Genomic DNA, 22,213 nt, shown 5'->3' on the forward strand with positions numbered 1-22,213 from the left:
TGGCCAACCTGGCGATGGCCTGCGGCAACATCGGCCGTGACGGCGTCGGGGTCAATCCCCTGCGCGGGCAGAACAACGTGCAGGGCTCCTGCGACATGGGTTCCTTCCCGCACGAACTGCCCGGCTACCGCCATGTGTCCGACGACGCCGTCCGCGAGGTGTTCGAGAACCTGTGGGGCGGCACCCTCCTCGCCGAACCCGGACTGCGCATCCCCAACATGTTCGACGCCGCGATCGACGGGACGTTCCGCGGCCTGTTCGTGCACGGCGAGGACATCGCGCAGTCCGACCCCAACCTCCAGCACGTCACCGCCGCCCTCGAGGCGATGGAACTCGTCGTCGTGCAGGACCTGTTCCTCAACGAGACCGCCAGGTTCGCGCACGTCTTCCTGCCCGGCGCCTCCTTCCTGGAGAAGGACGGCACGTTCACCAACGCCGAACGCCGGATCAACCGGGTGCGCGCGGTGATGAAGCCGAGGACGGGCAGGCACGAGTGGCAGATCGTGTGCGAGATCGCCACCGCCATGGGCTACCCGATGGCGTACGACCGTCCGGCCGCGATCATGGACGAGATCGCCGCCGTCACCCCGACGTTCACCGGCGTGTCCTTCGGCCTGCTCGACAAACTGGGCAGCGTGCAGTGGCCGTGCAACGCCTCCGCCCCCGAGGGGACACCGGTGATGCACGTCGACGCATTCGTGCGCGGCAAGGGCCGGTTCGTCGTCACCGCGTACGTGCCGACCAACGAGCGCAGCACCCGCCGCTTCCCGCTGGTGCTCACCACCGGGCGCATCCTCAGCCAGTACAACGTCGGCGCGCAGACCCGGCGCACCGGCAACGTCGCCTGGCATTCCGAGGACGTCCTGGAGCTGCACCCGCACGACGCCGAGGTCCGCGGCATCACCGACGGCGCGCTGGTGACGCTGGCCAGCCGGGTCGGACGGACGACGCTGCGGGCGGAGATCTCCGACCGGATGCCGGCCGGTGTCGTGTACACCACGTTCCACCACCCCGTGACCGGCGCCAACGTGGTGACCACCGAGAACTCGGACTGGGCGACCAACTGCCCCGAGTACAAGGTGACCGCCGTCCAGGTCGGACTCGCCCACCCGCTCGGACACGGCGACGGGACACCGGAACGGGCCGGGGACGAGCCTGCCGGACGGGCCGGGGGAGGGGCGCCGGAGCCGGCCGCCGGCGACGTCCTCACGGCGGTGGACTGACATGACGGCGACCGTGCCCCCGGAGCGCCGCATGGCCAACGACATCGCCGCCAACCTCGGCCACCTGCCCGAGGAGTCGGCCGTGGCGGCCGTCGCGGATCACATCGGCCGCTTCTGGGACCCCCGCATGCGCTCCCGGCTCCTCGCGCACGCCGACGCCGGAGCCGAGGGACTGCACCCCCTGGTGATCGCGGCGGTACGGCTCCTGCGCGGGTCCCGGACGCGGGAGCGCGGGCCGCGGAAGGCGAGAGAGGAACAACCGTGACGACAGGACCTGCCCAAGGAGGATCCCGGACCATGACCACCACCTCGACACCGGAGACCACGGCGGACGCCGACCTGCGGACCGAGCTCACCGACGGGTACCACCTGGTCGTCGACGCGCTGCGGATGAACGACATCGACACGATCTACGGGGTCGTCGGCATCCCGATCACCGACCTGGCCCGTCTCGCGCAGGCGCGGGGCATCCGCTACATCGGCTTCCGGCACGAGAGCAACGCGGGTCACGCGGCCGCGGCCGCCGGCTTCCTGACCAAGAAGCCCGGCATCTGTCTGACCGTGTCCGCGCCCGGATTCCTCAACGGTCTGGTCGCCCTGGCCAACGCCACCACCAACTGCTTCCCCATGGTGCAGATCTCCGGCTCCAGCGAGCGGCACCTGGTCGACCTCAGGCAGGGCGACTACGAGGAGATGGACCAGCTCGCCGCCGCGCAGCCGTTCTGCAAGGCCGCCTACCGGGTGAGCCGCGTCGAGGACATCGGCCGGGGCATCGCCCGCGCGCTGCGCACCGCGGTCTCCGGGCGCCCCGGCGGGGTGTACCTCGACATCCCCGCCGCGGTGCTCGGCTCCGTCATGGACGCGGAGGCGGGCGCGAGGACGCTGAGCCGCCTCGTCGATCCGGCGCCGCGCCAGTTCCCCGGGCCCGAGGCGGTGGACCGCGCCGTCGAACTGCTGGCGGGCGCCGAACGGCCGCTGCTGGTACTGGGGAAGGGCGCCGCGTACGCGCAGGCCGACGACCGCGTCCGCGAGTTCGTGGAGTCCACCGGCATCCCGTTCGTGCCGATGTCGATGGCCAAGGGCCTGCTGCCCGACGACCATCCGCAGTCGGCGGCCACCGCCCGTTCGCTGGCCCTGAAGAAGGCCGACGTCGTGATGCTCGTCGGCGCCCGCCTCAACTGGCTGCTGAACCACGGTCAGGCACCGCAGTGGAACCCCGGCGCCCGGTTCATCCACGTCGACATCGAGGCCCGGGAGATGGACAGCAACCAGCCCGTCGCGGCCCCGCTCGTCGGCGACATCGAGTCGGTGCTGGAGGCGATCGCCGAGCGCGCCAAGCCCGGCCGGATCACGGCCCCCGCCGCCTGGCGCGCGGAACTGGGCGCGCGGTCGGCGCAGAACGTGGCGAAGATGGCGGAGCGGCTGAAGGCGGACCCGCATCCCATGCAGTTCATGGGCGCCCTGAAGGCCGTACGCGACGTCGTGCGCGAGCACCCGGAGACGTACATCGTCAACGAGGGCGCGAACGCCCTGGACATCGCGCGCAACGTCATCGACATGCACGTACCGCGGCACCGCCTCGACAGCGGCACCTGGGGCGTCATGGGCATCGGCATGGGCTACGCGATCGCCGCCGCCGTCGAGAGCGGAGGCGCCCCGGTCGTCGCCGTCGAGGGCGACAGCGCCTTCGGGTTCAGCGGCATGGAACTGGAGACGATCTGCCGGTACGGGCTGCCCGTCGTCACGGTCGTCATGAACAACGGCGGTGTCTACCGCGGCGACGACGTCAACCCCCTCGGCGACGCGCCCTCCCCGACCACCCTCATGTCCGCGGCCCGCCACGACCGGATGATCGAGGCGTTCGGCGGCAGGGGCTACCGCGCGACCACGCCCGCCGAGGTCACCGCCGCCCTCACCGAGGCCCTGGCCTCCGGCGGCCCGGCACTGATCGACTGCGTCATCGACCCCTCCGCCGGAACGGAGAGCGGCCACATCGCCCACCTGAACCCGAAGGGGATCACCGGGGGGAACATCGGGTCGGGGGGAGGTGAGCGAACTTCCCGTGTGAACAGCTGATTTACGTGCCGACCAGTGACACGGGCACCCCGTCGAATGCACTTCGACGATCACCGTTCTCATTGGTCGGCCCCACAAAAGAACCTGACGATGGATACCCTGGGCCCGGCAAAGACGCGTGCGGGTTGGGGGAAGTGTGGGGCTGGCGAACGAGACGTTCATTTCCCAGGTGGAAGACCTTCTGAACGGCAGGGTCGTCATTCCCTCGATCCAGCGGGACTTCGTATGGATGAGGCCCGACGTACGTGACCTCTTCGACTCCCTTTACCGGGGATACCCGGTCGGCGCACTGCTGCTCTGGAAGACGAACCTGGCCGTCCCCTTCAAGACGGCTGCCGTGGTCCAGGCGTCGAAGTCGGTGCACCAGCCCCTCTATCTGCTGGACGGTCAGCAGCGGCTGACTTCACTTGCCTGGGTGTACCGACCGGAGTCGAAGGCGGACGGCCGTCTCATCGACCTTCGTTTCGACGTGCGCACCGAGGAGTTCGTCAATCCCAGCGCGGTACAGCGCAAGGATCCGCTGCTGTTTCCGGTGTCGACGCTGTTGCAGGCAGGCACGCAGTTCTATCAACTCCTGCTCAAGGCCGGAGTCTCGTTCGAGGATGAGAACTTCGGCGCGTGGACACGACGCATGGAGAAGGTGAATGGCATTCGGCATCATCAGATCGCCGTCATCACCTATGAGTCCGACGACTACGAGGAAGTGGCCGAGGTCTTCGCCCGGCTCAACAAGGGCGGCCGGCGACTGTCCAAGGGCGATCTCGTGTACAGCGCCATCGCAGCCCGTTGGGCCGACGGGCTGGACACCATGGATGCCTTCCACCAGGAACTCCAGGACAGCAACTTCGCGCTGAACCGGGAAGCCGTCCTTCGGCTGATGAGTCTGCTCGCGGGAACCGGCGCCCACCACATCAAGCTCATCGGAGCCGACGTGGACGAGGCGGCCCTGAAGGAAGCATGGCAGGCCACGGAGCGAGCCTTGCGCTTCGCCGTCGACTTCCTGCGCGGGGAATGCTCGATCCCCCGTTCCGAGATCCTCTCGTCACCGAATGTCGCCATCGTGCCGGCCCTTCTGCTGCACCACCGCGACGGCAAGCTGCATCCGGGAGAAGCGCAGCAGCTGCGCCGGTGGGTGTACACGGCGATGGGCTTCAGCCACTACTCGCTGCAGGTCGAGGGCAAGCTGGACGCGGAGGCCAGGCTCATCAGAGCGCGAGGCGGGGAGGACCTGTTCACCGAGCTCATCCGCCGCGCTTCCGGCACCCGGTCCGCGGACAGTCCCCTCCACGCGAGGGACCTGGAACAGAAGTACTCCACACATCCCTTCTTCCGGCTGCTCTACATCGCCGCCTTGCGGGGCAGGGCGCGGGACTGGGCCACCAACATCGCCATCAGCGATCAGCCGATGACCAGCGGCGCCAAGATCGAATTCCATCACGTCTTCCCACGCGCCCGAGTTCAGACAGCGTACGCAAAGGAGGAATGGAACAGCCTCGCCAATCTGGCCTTCGTGACCGGCCAGACGAACAAGATGATCTCCTCCAAGCTGCCTGCCGAATACACGGTGGGGATCGCGCCGGAGCGCTTGGCCGAGCAGTGGATCCCCGACGATCCGGACCTGCGGTCCTTCGACCGATTCCCCGATTTCCTGGCCGCGCGCAGGCGCTTGCTGGCAGCCGTCCTCAACGAGATGCTGGGGCTTTCTGCCGGTGCGGGCCAAACCGCCGACCGGGACGTCGACGAGCTGCCGGCCGACGAAGAGGTGATCGCGGAGGACACCACCGCGCCCACTCTTGTCGGAGCGGAGGTGCAAGAGCTCCGCACGGAAAACGGCGTTGAGGTCCATGCCGTTTACGACGGTCGGCATGTCGCCGGCTACTACGACCCGTCCTCGCGAGGAGTGACCATTCCATCCGGCCCCGGCCAGGGTGCGTACGAGAGTCCCAGCGGAGCGGCGGTCGCCGTGGTGATGGCCCTCAACCCGCATGTCAGGCCGCAGCGCAACGGCTGGTCCTTCTGGTACGTAACGGCGACGGGGAAGCTCCTGCAGAGCATTCGTTGACGGAGCGCTCCCGAGCAGGCAGCGGTTGTTCGGCGTCTGGGGCAGCCCCTCGTCCAGATGGGTGCGTTCCGCCTCGGTGACGGGGCTGGTTGACTACTCCCGCGCGGGCCGTCGATGGCGAGTCGCTGGTCGGACGGTTCGTGCACCGACATCACCCCCGGCGCTCATCGGAGGAAGTGGACGTGGAGCAGTTCGCCGCGGGCAAGGTTCTGCGCGGCAGGTACCGGCTGGACCGGATCCTGGGCAGGGGAGCCATGGGACAGGTCTGGCAGGGGACGGACGTGTATCTGGAGCGTCTTGTCGCGGTCAAGACCGTGGCCACTGATCTCCTGGCCCTGCCGGACTGGCGTCCCACCGCCCTGGCGCGCTTCGAGAGGGAGGCCAAGGCCGCCGCCGGCCTGGACCACGTCAACATCACCACCGTGTACGACGCGGCCGTCACCGAGGACGTCTGCTGTCTGGTGATGCAGCTCGTCGACGGGACGACCCTCGACAACGTCATCGACGGCGCCGACGACGGACGCCTGCTCGTGCCCGCCGCGGCTGCCGCCGCCGCGCAACTGTGCTCGGGGCTGTCCGCCGCACACGCGGTCGGACTCGTGCACCGGGACCTCAAGCCGCAGAACGTCATGGTCCGGGGCAGCGGTCTGGTGAAAATCCTCGACTTCGGCCTCGTGAAGGTCCTCTCGGACGCCGACCCGCGGCTCACCATGACGGGGGAGACGCTCGGCAACGTCACCTACGCCTCACCCGAGCTCTTGACCGGCGAAAAGCCCTTGGACGGTCGCAGCGACCTGTACGCGGTGGGATGCCTGCTGCACCACATGCTCACCGGCCGACCTCCTTTCTCCGGCGAGGGGCCCGCCGAGCTGGTGACCCGGCATCTCACCGTTGCCCCGCCCCGGTTGGCCGACTGCGGCGTCGACGCCCCGGCCGCGCTCCAGGACCTGTTGCACGGACTGCTCGCCAAGCGTCCAGAGGACCGTCCCGACGACGCGACGGAGGTCTACGCGGCCCTCGCACCGTACCTGCCGGCCCCCGATCCGGCACTCGCGATCCGCAGGATGCCGCCGGAGGATCCCCGGCGACCCTTCATCGTGCCCCAGGGGCCGGTCATGCCGCGCTAGCCGAGGCGAACCGCGGCACGACCCCGGCTCCGGTCAGGCCGCGGCCGGCGGCCGAACCCTGATCAGCTCCTGGAGGAACGGGCTCGGCTCCCCGTGCCAGAAGACGTCCAGGCTGTCCCGGGCGCGCGTGGCCGCCACGAAGAGCAGGGACCGGGCGCGCTGCATCTCCGTCCGGTACCGCGCCGGGTCGCTGGTCTGCCGCTGCCGGACGCTCGCGTGCGGCACCAGTCCGTCGGTCACCCCGGCGATGATCATGTGCTGGTACTCGAGCCCCTTGAACCGGAACATCGTGCCGATGTGGACGCCGCTGTCGCCGCGGGGCCCGTCCGGGCCGATCTCCAGCGCATGGATGCCGTGCTGGCGCAGCGTGTACGCGGTTTCGCGCGCCATGTCGTTGCTCGGCACGGCGATGGCGATCTGCTCGTGCGGCACCTGGCCCCAGGACTCGATCAGCACGGCGATCGCCTCGCGCTCGGCCTCCCAGTCGCTCAGCCGGTGCAGGTCGGGCACGGCGCCGCTGAGCACGGACCTGTACCCGGCCAGCGTCTCGCCGCCGCCGTCGAGGTCGTCGTACGTCTCGTCGCCCAGCACGTTCAGCGCTGAGCGCAGGATCTGCCGGGTGGTGCGGTAGCTCAACGACAACTTCGACGACCGGCCGCGGATATTGATGCCGAGGCTGCCGAGCGTCACCTGGTTCTTGTAGATGCGCTGGTGGGTGTCACCGACCAGGAAGAGGTCGTTGCGGTCCGCAGCGGTCATCGCGCGCAGCATCTTCCAGTGCGCGGGCCGCAGGTCCTGGGCCTCGTCCACCACGATGTGCCGGTACCGGTAGCGCAGCCAGCCGCCCGAACCGTCGGCCACGTGGATGTTGTCGAGGCCGCCAGCCTCCTCGCGCTGCCGGTCGATGGTCTGGATGCGCCGGGCGCGTCCCGTCTCCAGCTGGGCCGCGCGCTCCGCGATCTGGTCCCAGGTCTGGACCTCGAGCCGGTCCAGGCGCTGGGCGAACCGTTCGGCAAGCTGCCAGATCTCGGCGCGCTCGGGCCGACTGACCGTGCGTCCGCGACCGGCACGGCGCGCCCGGAAGTAGTCGGTGCGGGAGGTGACGGCCTGGCCGAGGATCACCTGGGTCCATTCGTCGTGCAGGAACTCTGCGTCCCAGCCGTCCTCGCCGAGTTCGTCCAGGAGCGAGCGCCATTCGCGGACCGCCTGCGCCTCGTCGATGATTCGCTTGCGGTTGCCGGGCTCCGCCTCCCGGACCGTGCGCAGGGCGAGCTGGTCGACGTGGCTGATCTCGACCCGCGACAGCAGCGCCTCGCCGCCCAGGGCGAGCAGCCGCGACCGCAGGTCAGCTGCGAGATTCTTGTTGTACGTGGTCAGCAGAACCGGCTTGTTCCGGCCGGCCGGGAGCCGCTCGACCAGGTGCTTGACCCGGTGCAGCGCCACGATCGTCTTGCCGGTGCCGGGCCCGCCGCCCACCCGGGCCGGACCGCTGTAGTCCCGCGAGACGAGCTTGGCCTGCGTGGGGTGCAGGAACACCTTCCAGCGCCCGAAGTCCTCGCCCTCCAGCGCCTCCCGCAGCGCGTCGTCGGTCGTGGTGACGATGGTGGCGGGACGTTCGGCGGCGGCCCGGAAGTCCTCCGGGTCCACGGGTTCCGGTACCGCGACGGGAGCGGTGACCTGCTCCAGGACGTCGTCGTACTCCTTGCCGTCGTACAGCGCCAGCAGTACCTCGCCGGAGAGCTGCGGCGCGTATTCGACGAGGCCGAGGAGCTGGTCCTCGGTGGTCAGCGCGGCGACGACCGGGACGAGGGACGGGGCCACACCCAGGTCGGTGAGCTGCTGTTCCGACCACTTCGCGAACAGCGGCAGCGGCGCGGCCGGCTCGACGGGTGCGGCAGGTTCGGCGGTCCGCGGGGCCGGGGGCCTGAGTACCTCCTCCTGCACGACCTGTAGGTCCACGTACTCGATGCCGCCGGTGACGCGGTTCACCGAGTAGGTGAGCCGGTCCAGGTGCGCGTACACGTCCTTGCGGTGCTTCACCGAGACGATCAGCCAGTCGTCGTCGGCCAGGCGCAGCAGCAACGCACGGTACTCGTCGTTGACGCGCGCCGAGTGCAGCTTGTCGTGACCCTGCAACTGCTTGAGACGCAGTCCCGCGGAGTCGGGGTTGGTCTTGAACTTGTGCTGGAAGTCGTAGATCGCGCCCTTGACCGGCCGGGGGAGTTTGAGGATCTCCCGGTCCGCCTTGTCGAGCAGGCGCAGCGTCACGTTCTTGCCGGTCACTGTCGTCCGTTCTTCCCGTTCTCTGTGGTGGTGCCGTCGAGCGGGGCACGGTGTCCCCGGTCGCCGGACGGCGGTGCGCCGTCGAGGCGGTCCGCGATGTCATGGGCGGTCCAGTCGGCGGCGGGCCGCACCTCCCAGCCGGCCGCGGCGAACGCCCGGTCGCGGTCCACGGCCTCCGGATCCTCGTCCTCGCCCTTCGGTGGGCTCGGGGCGAGGACGACACCGACGCGTGCGGCGGGCCAGGCCAGCTCGGCCGGCCAGCCGTGGTCGTCGAGTTCGTAGCCGGCCTCGGGAACCGGGACACCGCGCGCGGCGAGGGCCTCGACGAGTGCGTGCAGGCCGGGCTCGTCCGGGTCGAGGTATTCGACGACCTGGTCCCATGCCGCGTCCCGGACGCCCGCGGCAGGCGTCTCCTCCGTGGCCGGGGCCTGCGGCAGGGGCGCGGCGGTCCCGGCAGGCACGGGCGTGGCGTCGGCGGTGAGCGTGGCGCGGACACTGTCCAGGACGCCGCTGCCGCCGGTGACCGCCAGGGTCTCGACGGGGAATCCGTCGAGGTGACCGGTCGTCAGCTGGACGGCGTCACCGCCGCCGCCGTCCAGGAACTGGAGCAGGTTGGACCAGTACAGCCAGGCCCGCCAGCGGCGCTTGTGGGCCTCCTCCTGGGCATGTACGCCCGGTGCGTCGTCGAGGAGACAGACACCGGTCCACGCGGGGGGTCTCACCCGGCCGTCCGCGGCGAGGACCAGGGGCAGCCCCGAACGGTCGGTGACCGTGAACAGCTGCACCGGGCCGCGCGGCCCCGTGGGCGTTCCACCGTGCAGCGCCGCCGTGATCTGTTCGCCGAGCATGTCCGGTGACAGCGCGACGGGGCGAGTCCCGTCACCCATGAAGCCCGCGAGGGCCGCCTCCGCCCGCCACTGCCAGCGCTCGGCGTCCGGCCGGCGCAGGTACTCCACGAGCTGCACGGCCGGGTTGACCCACACCGTCTCCGCGAGTTCACCGGGCAGCCCGCCCCGCACCCTGGCGTAGTAGTCGCGTGCCTTGCCGCGCGCCTGCTCGCCGTACGGCTCCCACACCGGGTCGGACGGGCCGGCGCCCGCGTAGCCGGTGTCCCGGACACGGCGCTGCCACTCCTTGACGTCGCCGTAGGTGAGCTGGAAGACCCTGAGTCCCTCCGCGCGCAGCCGCGTGCGCTTGTCGGCGTCGTCGCCGACCCGGTTGTGCTCCCGGCCGGCGTGGAACTCGTAGCCGTCCAGGTAGAGCGCCACGCGCGGGCCGGGCGCGTCGACCCGCTCGAACAGGACGTCGGGGCGGGTGCCGTCGAGGACGCGCTGCTGCGACACCCGCCAGCTCAGCGTGGTGCCGTCGGCCGCGGTCAGCCGCAGGTCCAGCGCGTGGGTGCCAGCCGGTGTTATGTAGGCGTCGCCGCTCGCACGGCTCTCCGGGAGCGCGGCCCACTCCCGCAGGGTGTCGATGAACAGGACTTCGAGGTCGCTCTCGGCCTGCCGGTGCATCGGGATGTGCTGGGTGGTGGCGACGGGCGAGGTGTGCCAGCGCTCACCGTCCGCGCCGAGCAGCTCGTCCAGCATCTGCCGGACCTCGTTGCGGCTGACCTTGTCGTAGTCGGCCGGCGGCACGCGGCGCAGCAGGCAGCGGTGACAGCCGTCGAGGCCCTTCCTCAGACAGCCGCAGCTCTCGATCACCTCACGGGCCTTCAGCAGGACCTCGCGGAAGCCGTCGGAGGTCGCCAGGCGGTGCAGGTACCCGGTGCCGCCGGGCAGCCGGTCGTACACCACGAGGAACCGCCGCGGCCAGTCGCGGTCCTCGCCGTCCGGCATGGACGCGTCGGTGATGTCGATGTGGTCGGGATCGCCGCCGTAGCGGGCCGCGATGCCCGCGAACAGCGCGGCGGTGAACGAGGCGAGCCGCTCCTTGGCCCGCGCGACGGACGCCGGCAGCAGGATGCGTACGGCCTCCGTCGACAGCTCGTGCGCCAGCAGCAGCGGCACGTCCGTACCGGCGCCCTGCTCCTCGCTGCTGCCGCGCAGCCGTCGGCGCGGGCACCACAGCTGGTGGTGGGCGCTCGCACGGGTGGAGCGGGCGAGCGAGGCGGTGAGCGCGTGCTGCGACTGGTCGACGACCGGCCGCCCGTCGGCCGTCGCCCCACCACAACTGGTGCACACGTAGAACGGGTTCAGGCGCACGTCGTCACCGGCCAGTGGAACCGTGCTGCTGCCGTCCTGCCGATCGACCCCCAGGTTCAGGGTGCGGACGACGGCCCTGCGCGTGAAGTCGGCGCCGAAGACCGCGGTGTCGTGCCGCCACGATCCGGCCGCCAGATGCGCCGGGTCGATGTCGACCGTGGTGAGGACCGCGTACCGCCTCCGGTCCCGCTCGTCACGGTCGTCCCGCACCCGGGCGTCGTCCCGCTTGTCCCGGGACATCACCCGCCGGGGCTCCAGCGCGTGGTGCACGCATCCCGCGTCGGCGATCTCCCGGGAACCGCACCGGGGGCACGGCGAGGTGTCGTTCTTCGGGTCGCCGTGCGTGCGCGCGTACCCGCAGGCCGGGCACAGGCGCCACACCGCCCAGGCACGCCGCTCCGGGCTGCCGATGTCGAGGGCGCGCACGACGTGCCGGTAGCCGTTGACGTAGAAGCTGTTGCCGGGCGCGAGTTCGGTCAGGGCCAGTTTGCGGGAGCGCTCGTAGTCGCGCACCTCGCTGCGGTACACCCACTCCCGGCGCTCGTCCTCGCCCCCCGGGGCCTCCGTGCCCTCGTCGTCCCCGGCGGCCTCCTTCCAGTAGAGGGTGGCCTCCAGCGAGGTCGTCGTGTCGGTGAGGCTGTAGTTGGGCAGCAGGCCCAGTTCGACGAGGGTGCCGTGCGCGCTGGTCTGGCTCAGCTCGCGCAGCAGCTCACCGGTGGCGCGCCGCTCCGCGAGCAGCTCGCGCCGCTCGGCGCCCTGTTCACGGTCCTCGGCGAGCAGCCCGTCCACGGCGGTGTCGATGGCGGCGATGCGGCGGCGCAGTTCCTCGCGGCGCACCGTCCACTCCTCCTCGGCCTCCTGGAGGGCGCGCGCGATGCCGCCGGTGGCGTAGGCGCGCAGTTCGTCCGCCGCGTGCGTGGACACCCCTCGGTCGTCGTCCGGGCCGCCGGGCGCCTGCGGGAACAGCGCCAGGAACTCCTCCACCAGCCGCGCCCCGTGGGTGAGCGCCGCGTCCGACAGGTCCTGGCACCAGCCGGTCGTGCCGAACAGCGCCGACGACAGGCGCGGCACCGGCATGAGCAGCTCACCGTCCGCCGTCGTCAGCTCGCCGCGCGCCGCTCTGTCCAACAAGTGGGCCGTGTACTGGCGGCGCAGGATCTCGACGGCCGACAGGTAGCAGCCCGGCGGCACGATGTCACCGGCGATCATCTCGGTCGGGTCGTCCAGGTAGTACCGGTCGCGGGCCCGGCGTCCGCCGAAGGCGACCACCAAGGCGTTGCCGGTCCTGCGTCCGGCGCGTCCGGCACGCTGCACGTAGTTCGCCGGGCCGCCCGGCAGCGAGCCGAGCAGCACCGCCGACAGGTCGCCGATGTCGATTCCCAGCTCCAGGGTGGGCGTGCAGGAGAGCACGTTGGGGTCGGTGTAGTGGGTGCCCTGCCGGAAGGTCCGTTCCACGCGCTCCCGCTCGGGCCGGGTCAGCATGCCGGTGTGCTCGGCGGTGACCACCCGGTAGGTGCCGCCGGTCAGATACAGACGGCGGTAGTAGTCGGCCCGGTAGTCACGCTCCAGCTTCCCGCCGAAGCCGCCGCTGCCCGCCCCGGTCGACGACATGCCTTCCTGGGGAGGGGTGAGGACGCCGGTGCAGCGCCAACGCGGGCAGGGGTGCCCGTACCAGCGGGTGCGCCGCTCGGGCACCACCACCTGCTGCCAGCCGCACTCCTCGCAGGACACGAACGCCTTGTTGACCAGGTCGTCCGTCAGCAACCGCACCTGGATGTGGCCCGGCTGCAGCCCGTAGACACGTGTCGTGCGGTCCTTGGCGGTGCGCGCCGACAGCACGCCCTCGTCCGTGAGGACCGGCAACAGTCTGCGCAGGTACTCGGTCGCCTGCGCCGGGTCCAGGCCGAGACAGCGCCGCGTCCAGTCCTGGTACCAGTTGCCGCGACCGGTGATCGTGTCGAACTTCGTCTTCTCCTTGGGCCCGGCGAGCAGGAACCTCGGCGGCGCCACGTACCCCTCGGGGAAGGCAGGCATCCCCTCCGGCCGCTGTCCGGAGATCAGGTACTGGTTGACGCCCGCTTCCCTGATCCAGGTGTCCAGCCACCGGTGCCGCACGCCGCCGCGCAGCCGCACCCGCTCCAGCAGTCCCCGCACGTACGCCAGGTACCGCTCGGGCGTGGGCATGCCGCCGTCAAGACCCAGCTGGCCCGGCAGCGCGAGGTGCAGGTCACGGGCGAGCGCGACGATCCGGTCCGGTTCGGCGATCACCACCTCCGCGGCCGTGGTCCGGGTCAGCTCCAGGGTGCGCCCGAGCCGCGAGCGCAGCCCGAACTCCATGACGGTCGCGAAGGCGAGCCGTTCGCCGATGAGCTTCCAGGTCCGCGCGTCCCCGGTGCCGCGCCCTGAAAGGAGCCGGTCCACGCCGGGTTCGTCGTGCAGGTCCGGCGGGACGACCGCGGCCAGCGTCTGCGGGTCGTCCACGGAGTCCAGGACCTCGCCGATGAGGTCGTTGAGTGGAACCGGCGCACCGGTGTCGTCCAGTTGGTGCGCCAGCAGCGAGCGCAGCGAGAACTTGTACGAGGCGTTGGCGACGTATCCGGCGCGGTGCGCCGCGTCCTGCGTGGAGTCGTTGAACAGCAGCGTCTTGCGCTCCTCCGGCGCCAGCGCGATCTCCTGGCCGCCGGTGAACAGCTGGGTGACCGTGGCGGAGGCCAGCGCGGCGAGCGCGGTGCCCAGGAACCTGATGCCGTTGTCGGTGTTGCACGCCGGGCAGGTGTCGTCCTTGGCGGCCTGGTCGGCGGTCTTCTTGTCCAGGATCGCCCGCGCGAACCACGCGTCCTGCAGTGCCTCCCCGTCCTCGGCCACCGGCAGACGGTAGGTGCTCTGCGCCCCGTCCAGCACCACCACGGACTGCGGGTCGACACCACCGGCCTGCTTCGGCGCCGTGCCGGTGAGCGCCGCGAGGGCGTCCCGCGCCTCGGCCTGAGTCGCCGAGATGAAGTACCGCAGCCGCCGCTTGTCACGTCCGACCGCGGCCTGCCAGATCCGCAACGGGCTGGTCTCCAGCTTCTGCGGATCGGCCTCCGGGGACAGCGCCGCCCAGCCCGAGCGGCCGCACACACGACAGTAGACCGCGGGCAGATGGGCCTGGGCCGGCCGCTGCACGGTGTCCGAACCCGGCAGCGCCTGCGGCCGCCGCGAGTCCGCCGTCGGCCATTCGTCGCCGTCGGACGACTCCTCGGACGCGGACGCAGCGGTGAGCGCGGAACGCCGCGCAACGGTCCGCTCGTCCTCGTACCAGCGGAACTCCGGCCGGGCACCCACCCCGCCGAGCACCCGCCCCACCGGCCGCACCCACAGGTGCGCCTCGATGTGCAGCAGCGGACGCGGCCTGCGCTCGTCGGACCCGGGGTCCCGCGCGGACGACAGCAGCGCCACGAACCGCGACAGCGCCTCCAGCGCGAGCCGCGGGTTCTCCCGTGCGGTGCGCGCCCACGCGTACCCGAAGCGGGCCATGCGGTCCCGCAGTCCCCACTCGTCGAGCGGCTCGCCGTTCAGCAGCGCGAGCACGCCGTGGGTGAAGTCGTGCTTCTTCAGCAGCCGTCCGATCTGGAAGGCGTCCAGGCCGCGCCGCCCCAGCAGCCGTTCGGCGAGTCCGTCCAGGTCGAGGCGGTCCGGGTCGGACTCGACGCCCGGTCCGCCCGAGACGTCGATGACCTCCTTGGGGGTGGGAGGTTCGGGCAGCTCGTAGTCGATGTCGCCGACGAAGTCGTCGGCGCTCAGCCGCTCCTCGCCGATCACCGCGTCCGGACCGAACGGCACACCGAACACCTGCTCGGCGACGGTGAGGATGCCGCCGGTGTCGCCCCCGCCCTCGCCGAGGGTCGCCGAGGTCGCCACCGGGCAGATCGACCCGAGCGGACGCTCCGGCTTCGAGGCCCCCACGGCCGCCGCCAGCCGCCGCAGCAGCATCGCCACGTCGGTGCCCTGCGCGCCGTCGTAGGTGTGGAACTCGTCCAGCACCACGTACGCCGGGTCGGCGCCCTCCCACAGCGGCAGGTCCTCGGCCCGCTGCAGCAGCAGGTCCAGCATCTTGTAGTTGGTGATCAGCACGTCCGGCGGCGACTGGCGCATCTCCTCGCGCCGGGTCATCACCCGCCGGAAGTCCGTGTCCGGCTTGTCCCCGATGTAGAGACCGGCCGTCACCTGGGCCAGTTCCGGCTGCGTCAGGTAGTCGCCGATACGGCCGGCCTGGTCGGTGGCGAGCGCGTTCATCGGGTACAGCAGCACGGCCTTCACCCCGCGTCGGCCCAGAGCCTTCTGCCGTCGGCAGTGGTCGAGCACGGGGATCAGGAACGACTCGGTCTTGCCGGACCCGGTGCCGGTCGTCACGAGCGTGGGCTCGGCCGCACCCCGGTACGTGCTCAGCCGCTCCCACGCCTTCGCCTGGTGCCGCCACGGCGTGAACGACGGCTGCCACTCCAGCGCCGACCGCCACCCGTCGTCGGCGGGGTGGAACGGCGTCCTGATCCGCAGGTACGGCCCCCGGAAGATGCCCGTCTCCGGGTCCCCGAGGAACCGCTCCAGCGCGAGCCGCGTGTCCTCGTCGGCCAGCGCGTACGTCGTCGTGAGGTACTGCGTCAGACTGCCGCGGAGCTGAGCGGCGGCCAGGGTGGGCTTCACGAGGACCTTTCGGGCAAGTCGGATCACAGCGACCGTCCGTGCGTGACACCGAGACAGCCGGTGAAGGCATCGTGACGATCGGCATCAAAAATAACCCCCACCTCGGACAACGACACCCACCTGGTCGAATCCCGAACTTCGACCGCGAACCATGCAGGGGAATCGGGTGCTGCTCCGGCGATGCCGATGGCTTGAAACGCGCCGCTGGATCGTCCGCCCTCTTCTCCGGTGGCCCGTCAGCCACCACTCTGTCTCCACCGTGGGGGAGCTGAGGGGGGCGTGAGCGTTGGGACTGGGCACCGATTTCGAGCGTGCGGAGGAGAACACCGGCGAACCGGACAGGGAGCCGAACGCTCAACCGCCTCGGCGGAAACCGCGGTGGACGGCCTTGCGCAAGGAACCGGTCATGCCGCTGCCGGGCGATCACCTGGTACCGAACCAACGCGCGGGGGAGGAGACACCTCACGAGGAGAAGGCGTCACGCCGACCGGAGACCTCGGACGTGACAGGCTGGTTCTGCGCCGCCCCGTACTTGCGTGACGACCACGCCGAGAGACTGGCACGCTGGATCTCCCGCTATGCGACCGCCGCGCCGCGGCTGGCGTGGATCTTCCTCACCCGGCGCGACCGGGAGAAGCGGGAACGCGCGCTGCGGGCCGTCGTCGAGGACCTGCGTCCGGTGGACACCCAGTGGCCGGTGTTCCTCGGCCACGACTACGTCCGTTGGGTGCGCCGCCGTGTCTCCCGGGGACATGCCGTTCCGCCGCACGGCTTCCATCTCACCCCGGTCCTGCAGAGTGCGGCCACCGCGGAGAGCCTCACTCTTTTCAGGCGAGTGCTGCTCCTCATGGTCCTGGCCGGCGCGGCCGTCACCGGCTGGACCACGGGCTTCGCCCTCGTACTGCCCGTCCTGGTGGGCGGCGCGTGGGCCGTGTGTTACGTGGACCGTCTGTGCGCCTACGTGCGGTTCCGCCGGGCCCGCTGGACCGATCGGCGCCCGGCTCGCGACCTGCGCTGGTGGGTGGGACCCCGACGCCGTCGCGTGCTGCGCAGGGAACCGCCCGAGCGCGACGGACTCGTGGTGCCGTACGCGCTGCGTCTGCGGGGAGGCACCGAGCCCCTGCACCACCTCGTGGGCGCGGGCACCCTGTGGTCGGAAGAAGCCATCGGCATCGACGTCATGGCGGCGGACGACCGGGACGCCTCGCGCGACGAGACGGAGGAGGAGAAGATCGTCCGCCGCACCTTCCGCAGTGTCGAGGAGATCGTGCACGGCAGGGCGGGCCGTGCCTTCACCGACTTCACACCCGATGAACTTCACCGCCATGTCGCCGGCGAACTGACGGAGTTGCTCGACAAACGGCCCGCCTACCACCCGGACAACAGACTCGACGTCTTCGACGTGGCCGCCGTCTCCGCCGAACGCTGGAAGGACATCACCGACCCCGAATGGGAGTCCCTCCTCGTCCTCGCCCGGCACGGCACCGGTGCGGACGGCGCCAGCGCGGCTCCCAAAGAGGCCCGCCGGATGCTGTGCACCCGGATCGTGTCCTGGGACGGCGAACTTGTCGCGGCGTTGTACGTGAGCTTCGCCTACGAACACCACTTCCTGCGCATCACCCTGCGCTCGCAGGTCATGAACCCTGTCCACCCGACGCTCCGCACCGGCATGAGGACGGCGCGGCGCGGCGGGGGCGCGTGGCACGCCCGCACGGTGTTCAACGCGCTGCTGGACGTCTTCGCGCTCGTCAACCGTCTGCGCGCGCCCCTGCATTCACGCCGTCCGCCGACGGACCCGGGCGAGGGGCCGGTGAGCCTGCGCGAGGTGTACTCCTCACACTTCATGGACGACATGCTCCAGTACGACGATGCCCGCAGGTACGTGGACTGGATGCAGCGCTGTGTCTTCCGCGCCGCTCTCGGGTTCCTGAAGGACCACGACGCCGACATCAGCGCCTTCGTGCAGCAGGCGACGTACATCCTGCAGAACAGCGGCGTCATCAACTCGGGCGTCATGGGCGATGTGCAGAACCAGCCCGGTGCCCGCAACTCCACGACCACCATGACCCGGACACCTCCGGCCCAAGGAGACGCACCGTGAACCCGTTTCGCCGCAATGACGACGAGCCCGACGACGAATTTGAGGACGAGTTGGAGGACGAGCCCGAGAACACCGAGCCGACCACGGGCAACCACAACTCAGGAGTCATCAACTACGGATCCGCCGGCGACATCCAGAATCAGCCGAACGCCAGGAACTCCCGCCAGAGCATGGTGACCGCCTCGGCGCCCGAGACCGCCGACCGCTGGGCTCGGACGATGAACCAACTCGCGGACGCCCTCGCGGCGGAGCGGAACAAGGTCACCGACCCCGGGACGTGCGAGGCACTGCTCGGCGTGCTCCGCGACCAGCAGGTTGCCCAGGAACCGGACCGCAGCGCGGCGGGCGCGATGCTCAACAAGCTGAGGACCTTCTGCGGCGACGCGAACAACGTGCTGACCGTGATCAGCACGGCGCTGGGGCTGCTGGGGCTCGCAGCGGGCTGAGGGCAGGACGTACGAGGGTCAGGTCCAGTCCGACAGGTCCCCGACGAAGTCCGCGTACGAGCGGTTGCTGCCTCGTGGCGAAGGGATCAGCCGGTGTTCCAAAGCCTTTCGGGCGACCGTGGGGCCGTCGCTCTCCCGGAAGACCGGCTGGCCGAGCCCCCGTTGTCGTCGCGGTCGCACACCACGAACTCCTCCGGGCGCAGCCGGTTGACGAGCGTCAGGTGGAGCGGGTCAGGCCCGGGGACGGGAGCTCACACACCGCCCTCGATGAGGGTCCAGCCCGAGGAGACTTGGGGCAGCGGGCCGACGTTGGTGTAGTTGCCGCTCACCAGCGTCGAGATCCAGGCGGTGCCGTCGTCCTTGTAGAAGAACAGGCTGTCCGACGTCCGGCCCACCTTGCTCCATAGGCCGGAGGTTCCGACCTCCTGGAAGGAGATGCCGGTGCCGTTGGCAGCCTTGGACACCCGGAACTCGAGTTCGCCGCCCGCCCTGGCCCACGACAGCACGGAGTCGCTCGTGGCGGTCAGCTCCCCCAGGAAGGCGTCCCTCGGGATGCTGCCCTTGTCCGTGTAGACGCCGCCGGAGAGGGTGCCATACCCCACGTTGCTCCAGGGGAACTCGGTGGAACCGTGCCGGGCCGCCGAGACCAGAGTGTCGCCGGAGGAGGCCATGGTGCCCCAGCCCGAGCTGAAGTTGTCGTATACGCGGACCTGCTGGAACGCGCCGTTCTTGAGGGTGCCCGTCACTCCGCGGCCGCTTGAGTTGTAGAAGATCACGGAGTCGCTGGACGCCTCGATGAAGATCCAGTTCAGGGCGAACCCGTGGGTGTTGACGCGGGTGTACGTGCCGTTTGTGAAGGTGCCGACCTCCCCGGCCCCGGTGCTCTGGTTGTAGAGCAACAGCGAGTCGCGGCTCGCGGCGCCGTGTGTGTACCCGGTCGGGAGGTGCAGCGTCGCCTTGGCCTGCCAGTGACCACCGGAGAGAGTGCCCGTGCCGGCTTGGCCGTTGTCGGGCCTGTAGAACAGGATCGAAGTATTCGGCGTGGTCATGGATGCTTCCTTATTTTTCGCACTCGGACGCGCAGCTGACCCCGTCGGGGCACGCGCCGTCGCGGTGCGGTCTGCAGGAGGACCCCCGTACGCGCGGACCGGCCTGCCGCTGCTTCGCCCCCGCAGGCCCGGCCGTTGCTGCTGTTCGGACGTTCTCGTTCATCCTCCGCCTCGGGGAGTCGCCCCGTATCTCGGGGTCACGTGCGGCGGTGGACACGAGTGCCGGACGGCCCGGCGGCAGGCCGAGGGGGTGCGGCAGTGGGCGTGAGCGCCTGCGCAGGGGTGCGGGGCCGATCGCCCGACGCGGTGGTCACCACCGCCCATACGGTCTTGCCGGGACCGGAACGACGGTCGGTGACGCCCCAGCCGTCGGCCAGGGCGGCGACGAGGAGGAGGCCACGGCCAGACTCGGACTCGGAGCCGGGGACCGTGGGGGTGGCCACGGCGGGTCGGCGTTCGGTGCGGGTGTCGGAGACCTCCAGGCGCAGTCGCCCGCCGTCCGCCTCGGCGGCAAGCCGGACGTGGAAGTCCCGGCCGGGCACCCGCCCGTGCCGTACGGCGTTGGCGCACAGCTCGGCGGTGATCAGGGTCATCGTCTCGTTGACGTCGCCGTCGTACGGGTGCCCCCAGGAGTCCAGGCAGTGCGAGACGAAGAGCCGGGCCAGGCGGGCGCCTCGCGGGGTGGAGGTGAAGGCCATGGCGAACTCGGCGGCGTCTGTGGGGCGTGGGGGAGTGGAGAGCGGGATGCGAGGGGTGTGCATGGGCTCAGCGTCGCGGCCGTGCCGGGCCCGCCACCAGCAGCGACGCTTGTACGGAAGCACGCTGTACATGAGGCGGCGGGCCACTGCGGGGGCGTGGTGTCAACTCGCCGGAGGACGCCGGTTCCGGTTCCGCCGATTGGTCCCCGTGGCCGGACGGCCGCCTCGCGTCCTCGCCGGCGTCAGACTCGGCAGCAGCGATCCCGGAGTTCCGAGATGACGGCCTTCTCGCGCGCGTTGATGTCACCGTCCACCGCGGCCACCCGGTCGGCCGCGTCGAGGACGTCGCTCAGATCGCCCGGCTCGGCGTCTATGCGCTGCCACACCTCGGCGGGGTCGAGGTCGACGAGGTTCGCGAGTTGTTCGTCGACCACCTGATGCCGTTCCCGGACCACCCTCACCAAGTGCCGCATCAACAGCGCCTCGTCGTCGGCGATCTTGCGGTTCGCCTTGATGACGAGCCATGCGGCCCACAGCATCAACTGCGGGTGCCGGCTCCGCTTGCTCAGGTTCTCGGCGAGTTCGATCACCCGCGCCTCGTTCCGGAAGACGGCTTGCGCGTGCCGGCCGGCGAGGAGGGTGGTGTAGCGGTTCAGGACCACGGCGAGGGGTACGCCGACGAGGGGGATACCTATCTTGATGATGTTCTTCCGCAGGAGGTACTTGCCGACGACCGGGAGAGCCTTGGCGGCGGCGAGTACGTCCCCGGAGTAGAAGCGCCTGATCAGCGGTCGTACGAGGGCCGGGACCGCCTTGGTCACACCTTCCCGGACCGCTTCCCCGCTCTTGATCGTGAAGGCCACCCGGATGAGCTTCCACATGTCATCGGGGTCGGTCAGATCGAGCGGGACCCGGTACAGGACAGCGACGTCGTAGGCCAGGTGGAGCTGGAGCCGGGTGATGTACGCGACGTCGACCATCATGGTCGTGATGGCGGCCGGGACGGTCGCCGGTGACGCACCACCCGCGCTCCCGAGGGTGGCGACGACGGTCGCGGTGTAGGCCCCGGCGGAGAGTCCGCCTTCGAGCGCGGCGTACCGGGACGCCATCTTGATCCGCTGGTCGACGATGGCATCCGGGGGGACACCCTTGTAACGCTCCTGGAAGTACTGCCAGTCGACCTTTTCGGTGTAGGAACTCATGGCGTGGGCGCAGAGCTTGGTGAACCAGCTGCCCGACTTGATGTCGTCCCCGCTGAGCCCCTTGATGAACTCTTTGAGCTCGGCGCGCTCCTCCTCGACGACCTTCCGGTCGGCGTCGTCGTCTCCGTCGGTGTCGGCAGCGTCCATCGGAGCTTCGATCACGGCGAGTTCCCCCCAGGCGGTTCGGCGAGTAGCCAGGTTGCGAGGCTTGGACGTCCTCGCTGATGTCTCAACACGGTTGACCAGTGGGCAGCACATGGGCCGGCTGATGTCATGTCACGTTGACCCGCACCTTAGCTGGTCATCATGCAATTTGTGCCAGAGCTTCGACCTTGGTCGTGACTGTCTCCACTGCGGCGAACCGCGTCTCGCACAGGGCGATTTGGAGCTGCGAAGTCCCGGTATGCGGTCGGGCTCATTTGTGTACGAGCTTGCACAGACCGGTGCTGTATGCCGGGGGCGCCGGTGCGCGGTGCGGGGGAAGCGGTGCCGAGTCCGGGATGGGCACGGTACGTGCCCTTATCGTGAGCGGAGAGCAAAGCTCGCGCGATGCTGTGGTGCCACCAGATCCACTTGCGGACCAGGTGCCGATGCGGATCGGTGGGCTGCTTGTCCCTGCTCGTCGTTCTCTTCGATCTTCCACCGGATCCCGGCCTGGTCGATTGCCGCGGGTGCCGGCGATGGCGTGGACGATGAAGTAGGCGTACTCGTAGTCCAGACGTCAGCCCGCAGGTGTGTCTTGTGTGTGGGGAGTCCGACAGAAGGCCCTCGATCAGGAGGTCCACGAACACCTCCCGCGGCTCCGGCCGCGCGAGCAGTCGATCCGGACTACCCAACGGTATGGCCAACTCCGCGTTTCACTTGCCGATATGCCTGTCCATTGCATCCACCAGCATGACCGCAACAACCGATCGGCGGGCACATGATCTGCCGCTGTAGTACTGAGCGTTTTCAGCATGGCCACTGATCGGGTGACGGAGTGGGGTACGCAACGGACAGGGCTCCCGTGCCGTTGAGGGAGGTGTTCGACGTCTCAACTCAGCAGCACAGGAGCCCTGT

At 70.3% G+C, this 22,213-nt stretch carries 13 protein-coding genes; 7 read left to right on the forward strand and 6 right to left on the reverse strand.

Annotated elements, in window-relative coordinates; translation table 11 throughout:
* The 5 genes from CW362_RS36685 to CW362_RS36705 form a co-directional block, all read left to right on the forward strand.
* The coding region (locus tag CW362_RS36685) for a molybdopterin oxidoreductase family protein (RefSeq protein WP_240658238.1) at positions 1 to 1,223 on the forward strand (1,223 nt) is incomplete at its 5' end.
* A gap of 1 nt (position 1,224) precedes the next feature.
* The gene (locus tag CW362_RS36690; protein ID WP_240658240.1) at positions 1,225 to 1,488 is read left to right on the forward strand and encodes a formate dehydrogenase subunit delta; all 264 of its coding nucleotides are present in this window, start codon (positions 1,225 to 1,227) and stop codon (positions 1,486 to 1,488) included.
* A 32-nt stretch (positions 1,489 to 1,520) separates the two neighbouring features.
* The gene (gene oxc, locus CW362_RS36695) at positions 1,521 to 3,299 is read left to right on the forward strand and encodes an oxalyl-CoA decarboxylase (RefSeq protein WP_103553938.1); all 1,779 of its coding nucleotides are present in this window, start codon (positions 1,521 to 1,523) and stop codon (positions 3,297 to 3,299) included.
* A 169-nt stretch (positions 3,300 to 3,468) separates the two neighbouring features.
* A complete protein-coding gene (locus CW362_RS36700; RefSeq protein WP_240658241.1) occupies positions 3,469 to 5,361 on the forward strand; it encodes a GmrSD restriction endonuclease domain-containing protein in 1,893 nt (630 codons plus the stop codon).
* Positions 5,362 to 5,543: 182 nt separating this feature from the next.
* Positions 5,544 to 6,488 (forward strand): serine/threonine-protein kinase, encoded by a 945-nt coding sequence (locus CW362_RS36705; protein WP_103553948.1) that lies wholly within the window; start codon positions 5,544 to 5,546, stop codon positions 6,486 to 6,488.
* 33 nt (positions 6,489 to 6,521) lie between these two features.
* Here the strand turns inward: CW362_RS36705 and CW362_RS36710 are convergent, their stop codons facing one another.
* Positions 6,522 to 8,771 carry a UvrD-helicase domain-containing protein gene (locus tag CW362_RS36710; protein ID WP_103553940.1) on the reverse strand — a complete coding sequence of 750 codons (2,250 nt, stop codon included), beginning with the start codon at positions 8,769 to 8,771 and terminating at the stop codon, positions 6,522 to 6,524.
* On the reverse strand, positions 8,768 to 15,658 hold the full coding sequence (locus CW362_RS36715; protein ID WP_103553941.1) for a DEAD/DEAH box helicase: 6,891 nt from the start codon (positions 15,656 to 15,658) through the stop codon (positions 8,768 to 8,770). Before CW362_RS36715 ends, CW362_RS36710 begins: the two co-directional genes overlap by 4 nt.
* Before the next feature lie 406 nt (positions 15,659 to 16,064).
* Between CW362_RS36715 and CW362_RS36720 the strand changes: the two genes are divergently transcribed.
* Both CW362_RS36720 and CW362_RS36725 read left to right on the forward strand, forming a co-directional pair.
* Entirely contained in the window at positions 16,065 to 17,759 is a 1,695-nt protein-coding gene (locus CW362_RS36720; RefSeq protein WP_103553942.1) for a hypothetical protein, read from the forward strand.
* Positions 17,756 to 18,205, forward strand: coding sequence for a hypothetical protein (locus CW362_RS36725; protein ID WP_103553943.1), 450 nt, complete (start codon positions 17,756 to 17,758; stop codon positions 18,203 to 18,205). Before CW362_RS36720 ends, CW362_RS36725 begins: the two co-directional genes overlap by 4 nt.
* 18 nt (positions 18,206 to 18,223) lie before the next feature.
* On the opposite strand, the gene CW362_RS43570 is transcribed toward CW362_RS36725, so the two are convergent.
* From CW362_RS43570 to CW362_RS36740, 4 genes are all read right to left on the reverse strand, one after another.
* On the reverse strand, positions 18,224 to 18,385 hold the full coding sequence (locus CW362_RS43570) for a hypothetical protein (protein ID WP_162684349.1): 162 nt from the start codon (positions 18,383 to 18,385) through the stop codon (positions 18,224 to 18,226).
* Positions 18,386 to 18,456: 71 nt separating this feature from the next.
* A complete protein-coding gene (locus CW362_RS36730) occupies positions 18,457 to 19,254 on the reverse strand; it encodes a hypothetical protein (RefSeq protein ID WP_103553944.1) in 798 nt (265 codons plus the stop codon).
* Between the two features lie 197 nt (positions 19,255 to 19,451).
* Positions 19,452 to 20,015 (reverse strand): ATP-binding protein, encoded by a 564-nt coding sequence (locus CW362_RS36735; RefSeq protein WP_240658242.1) that lies wholly within the window; start codon positions 20,013 to 20,015, stop codon positions 19,452 to 19,454.
* 179 nt (positions 20,016 to 20,194) lie between these two features.
* Positions 20,195 to 21,316, reverse strand: a complete 1,122-nt coding sequence (locus CW362_RS36740; protein WP_103553946.1) for a hypothetical protein — start codon at positions 21,314 to 21,316, stop codon at positions 20,195 to 20,197.
* Positions 21,317 to 22,213 lie beyond the last annotated feature (897 nt).

The sequence above is a fragment of the Streptomyces populi genome (assembly GCF_002911015.1).
GTDB classification, from domain to species: Bacteria; Actinomycetota; Actinomycetes; order Streptomycetales; family Streptomycetaceae; genus Streptomyces; species Streptomyces populi.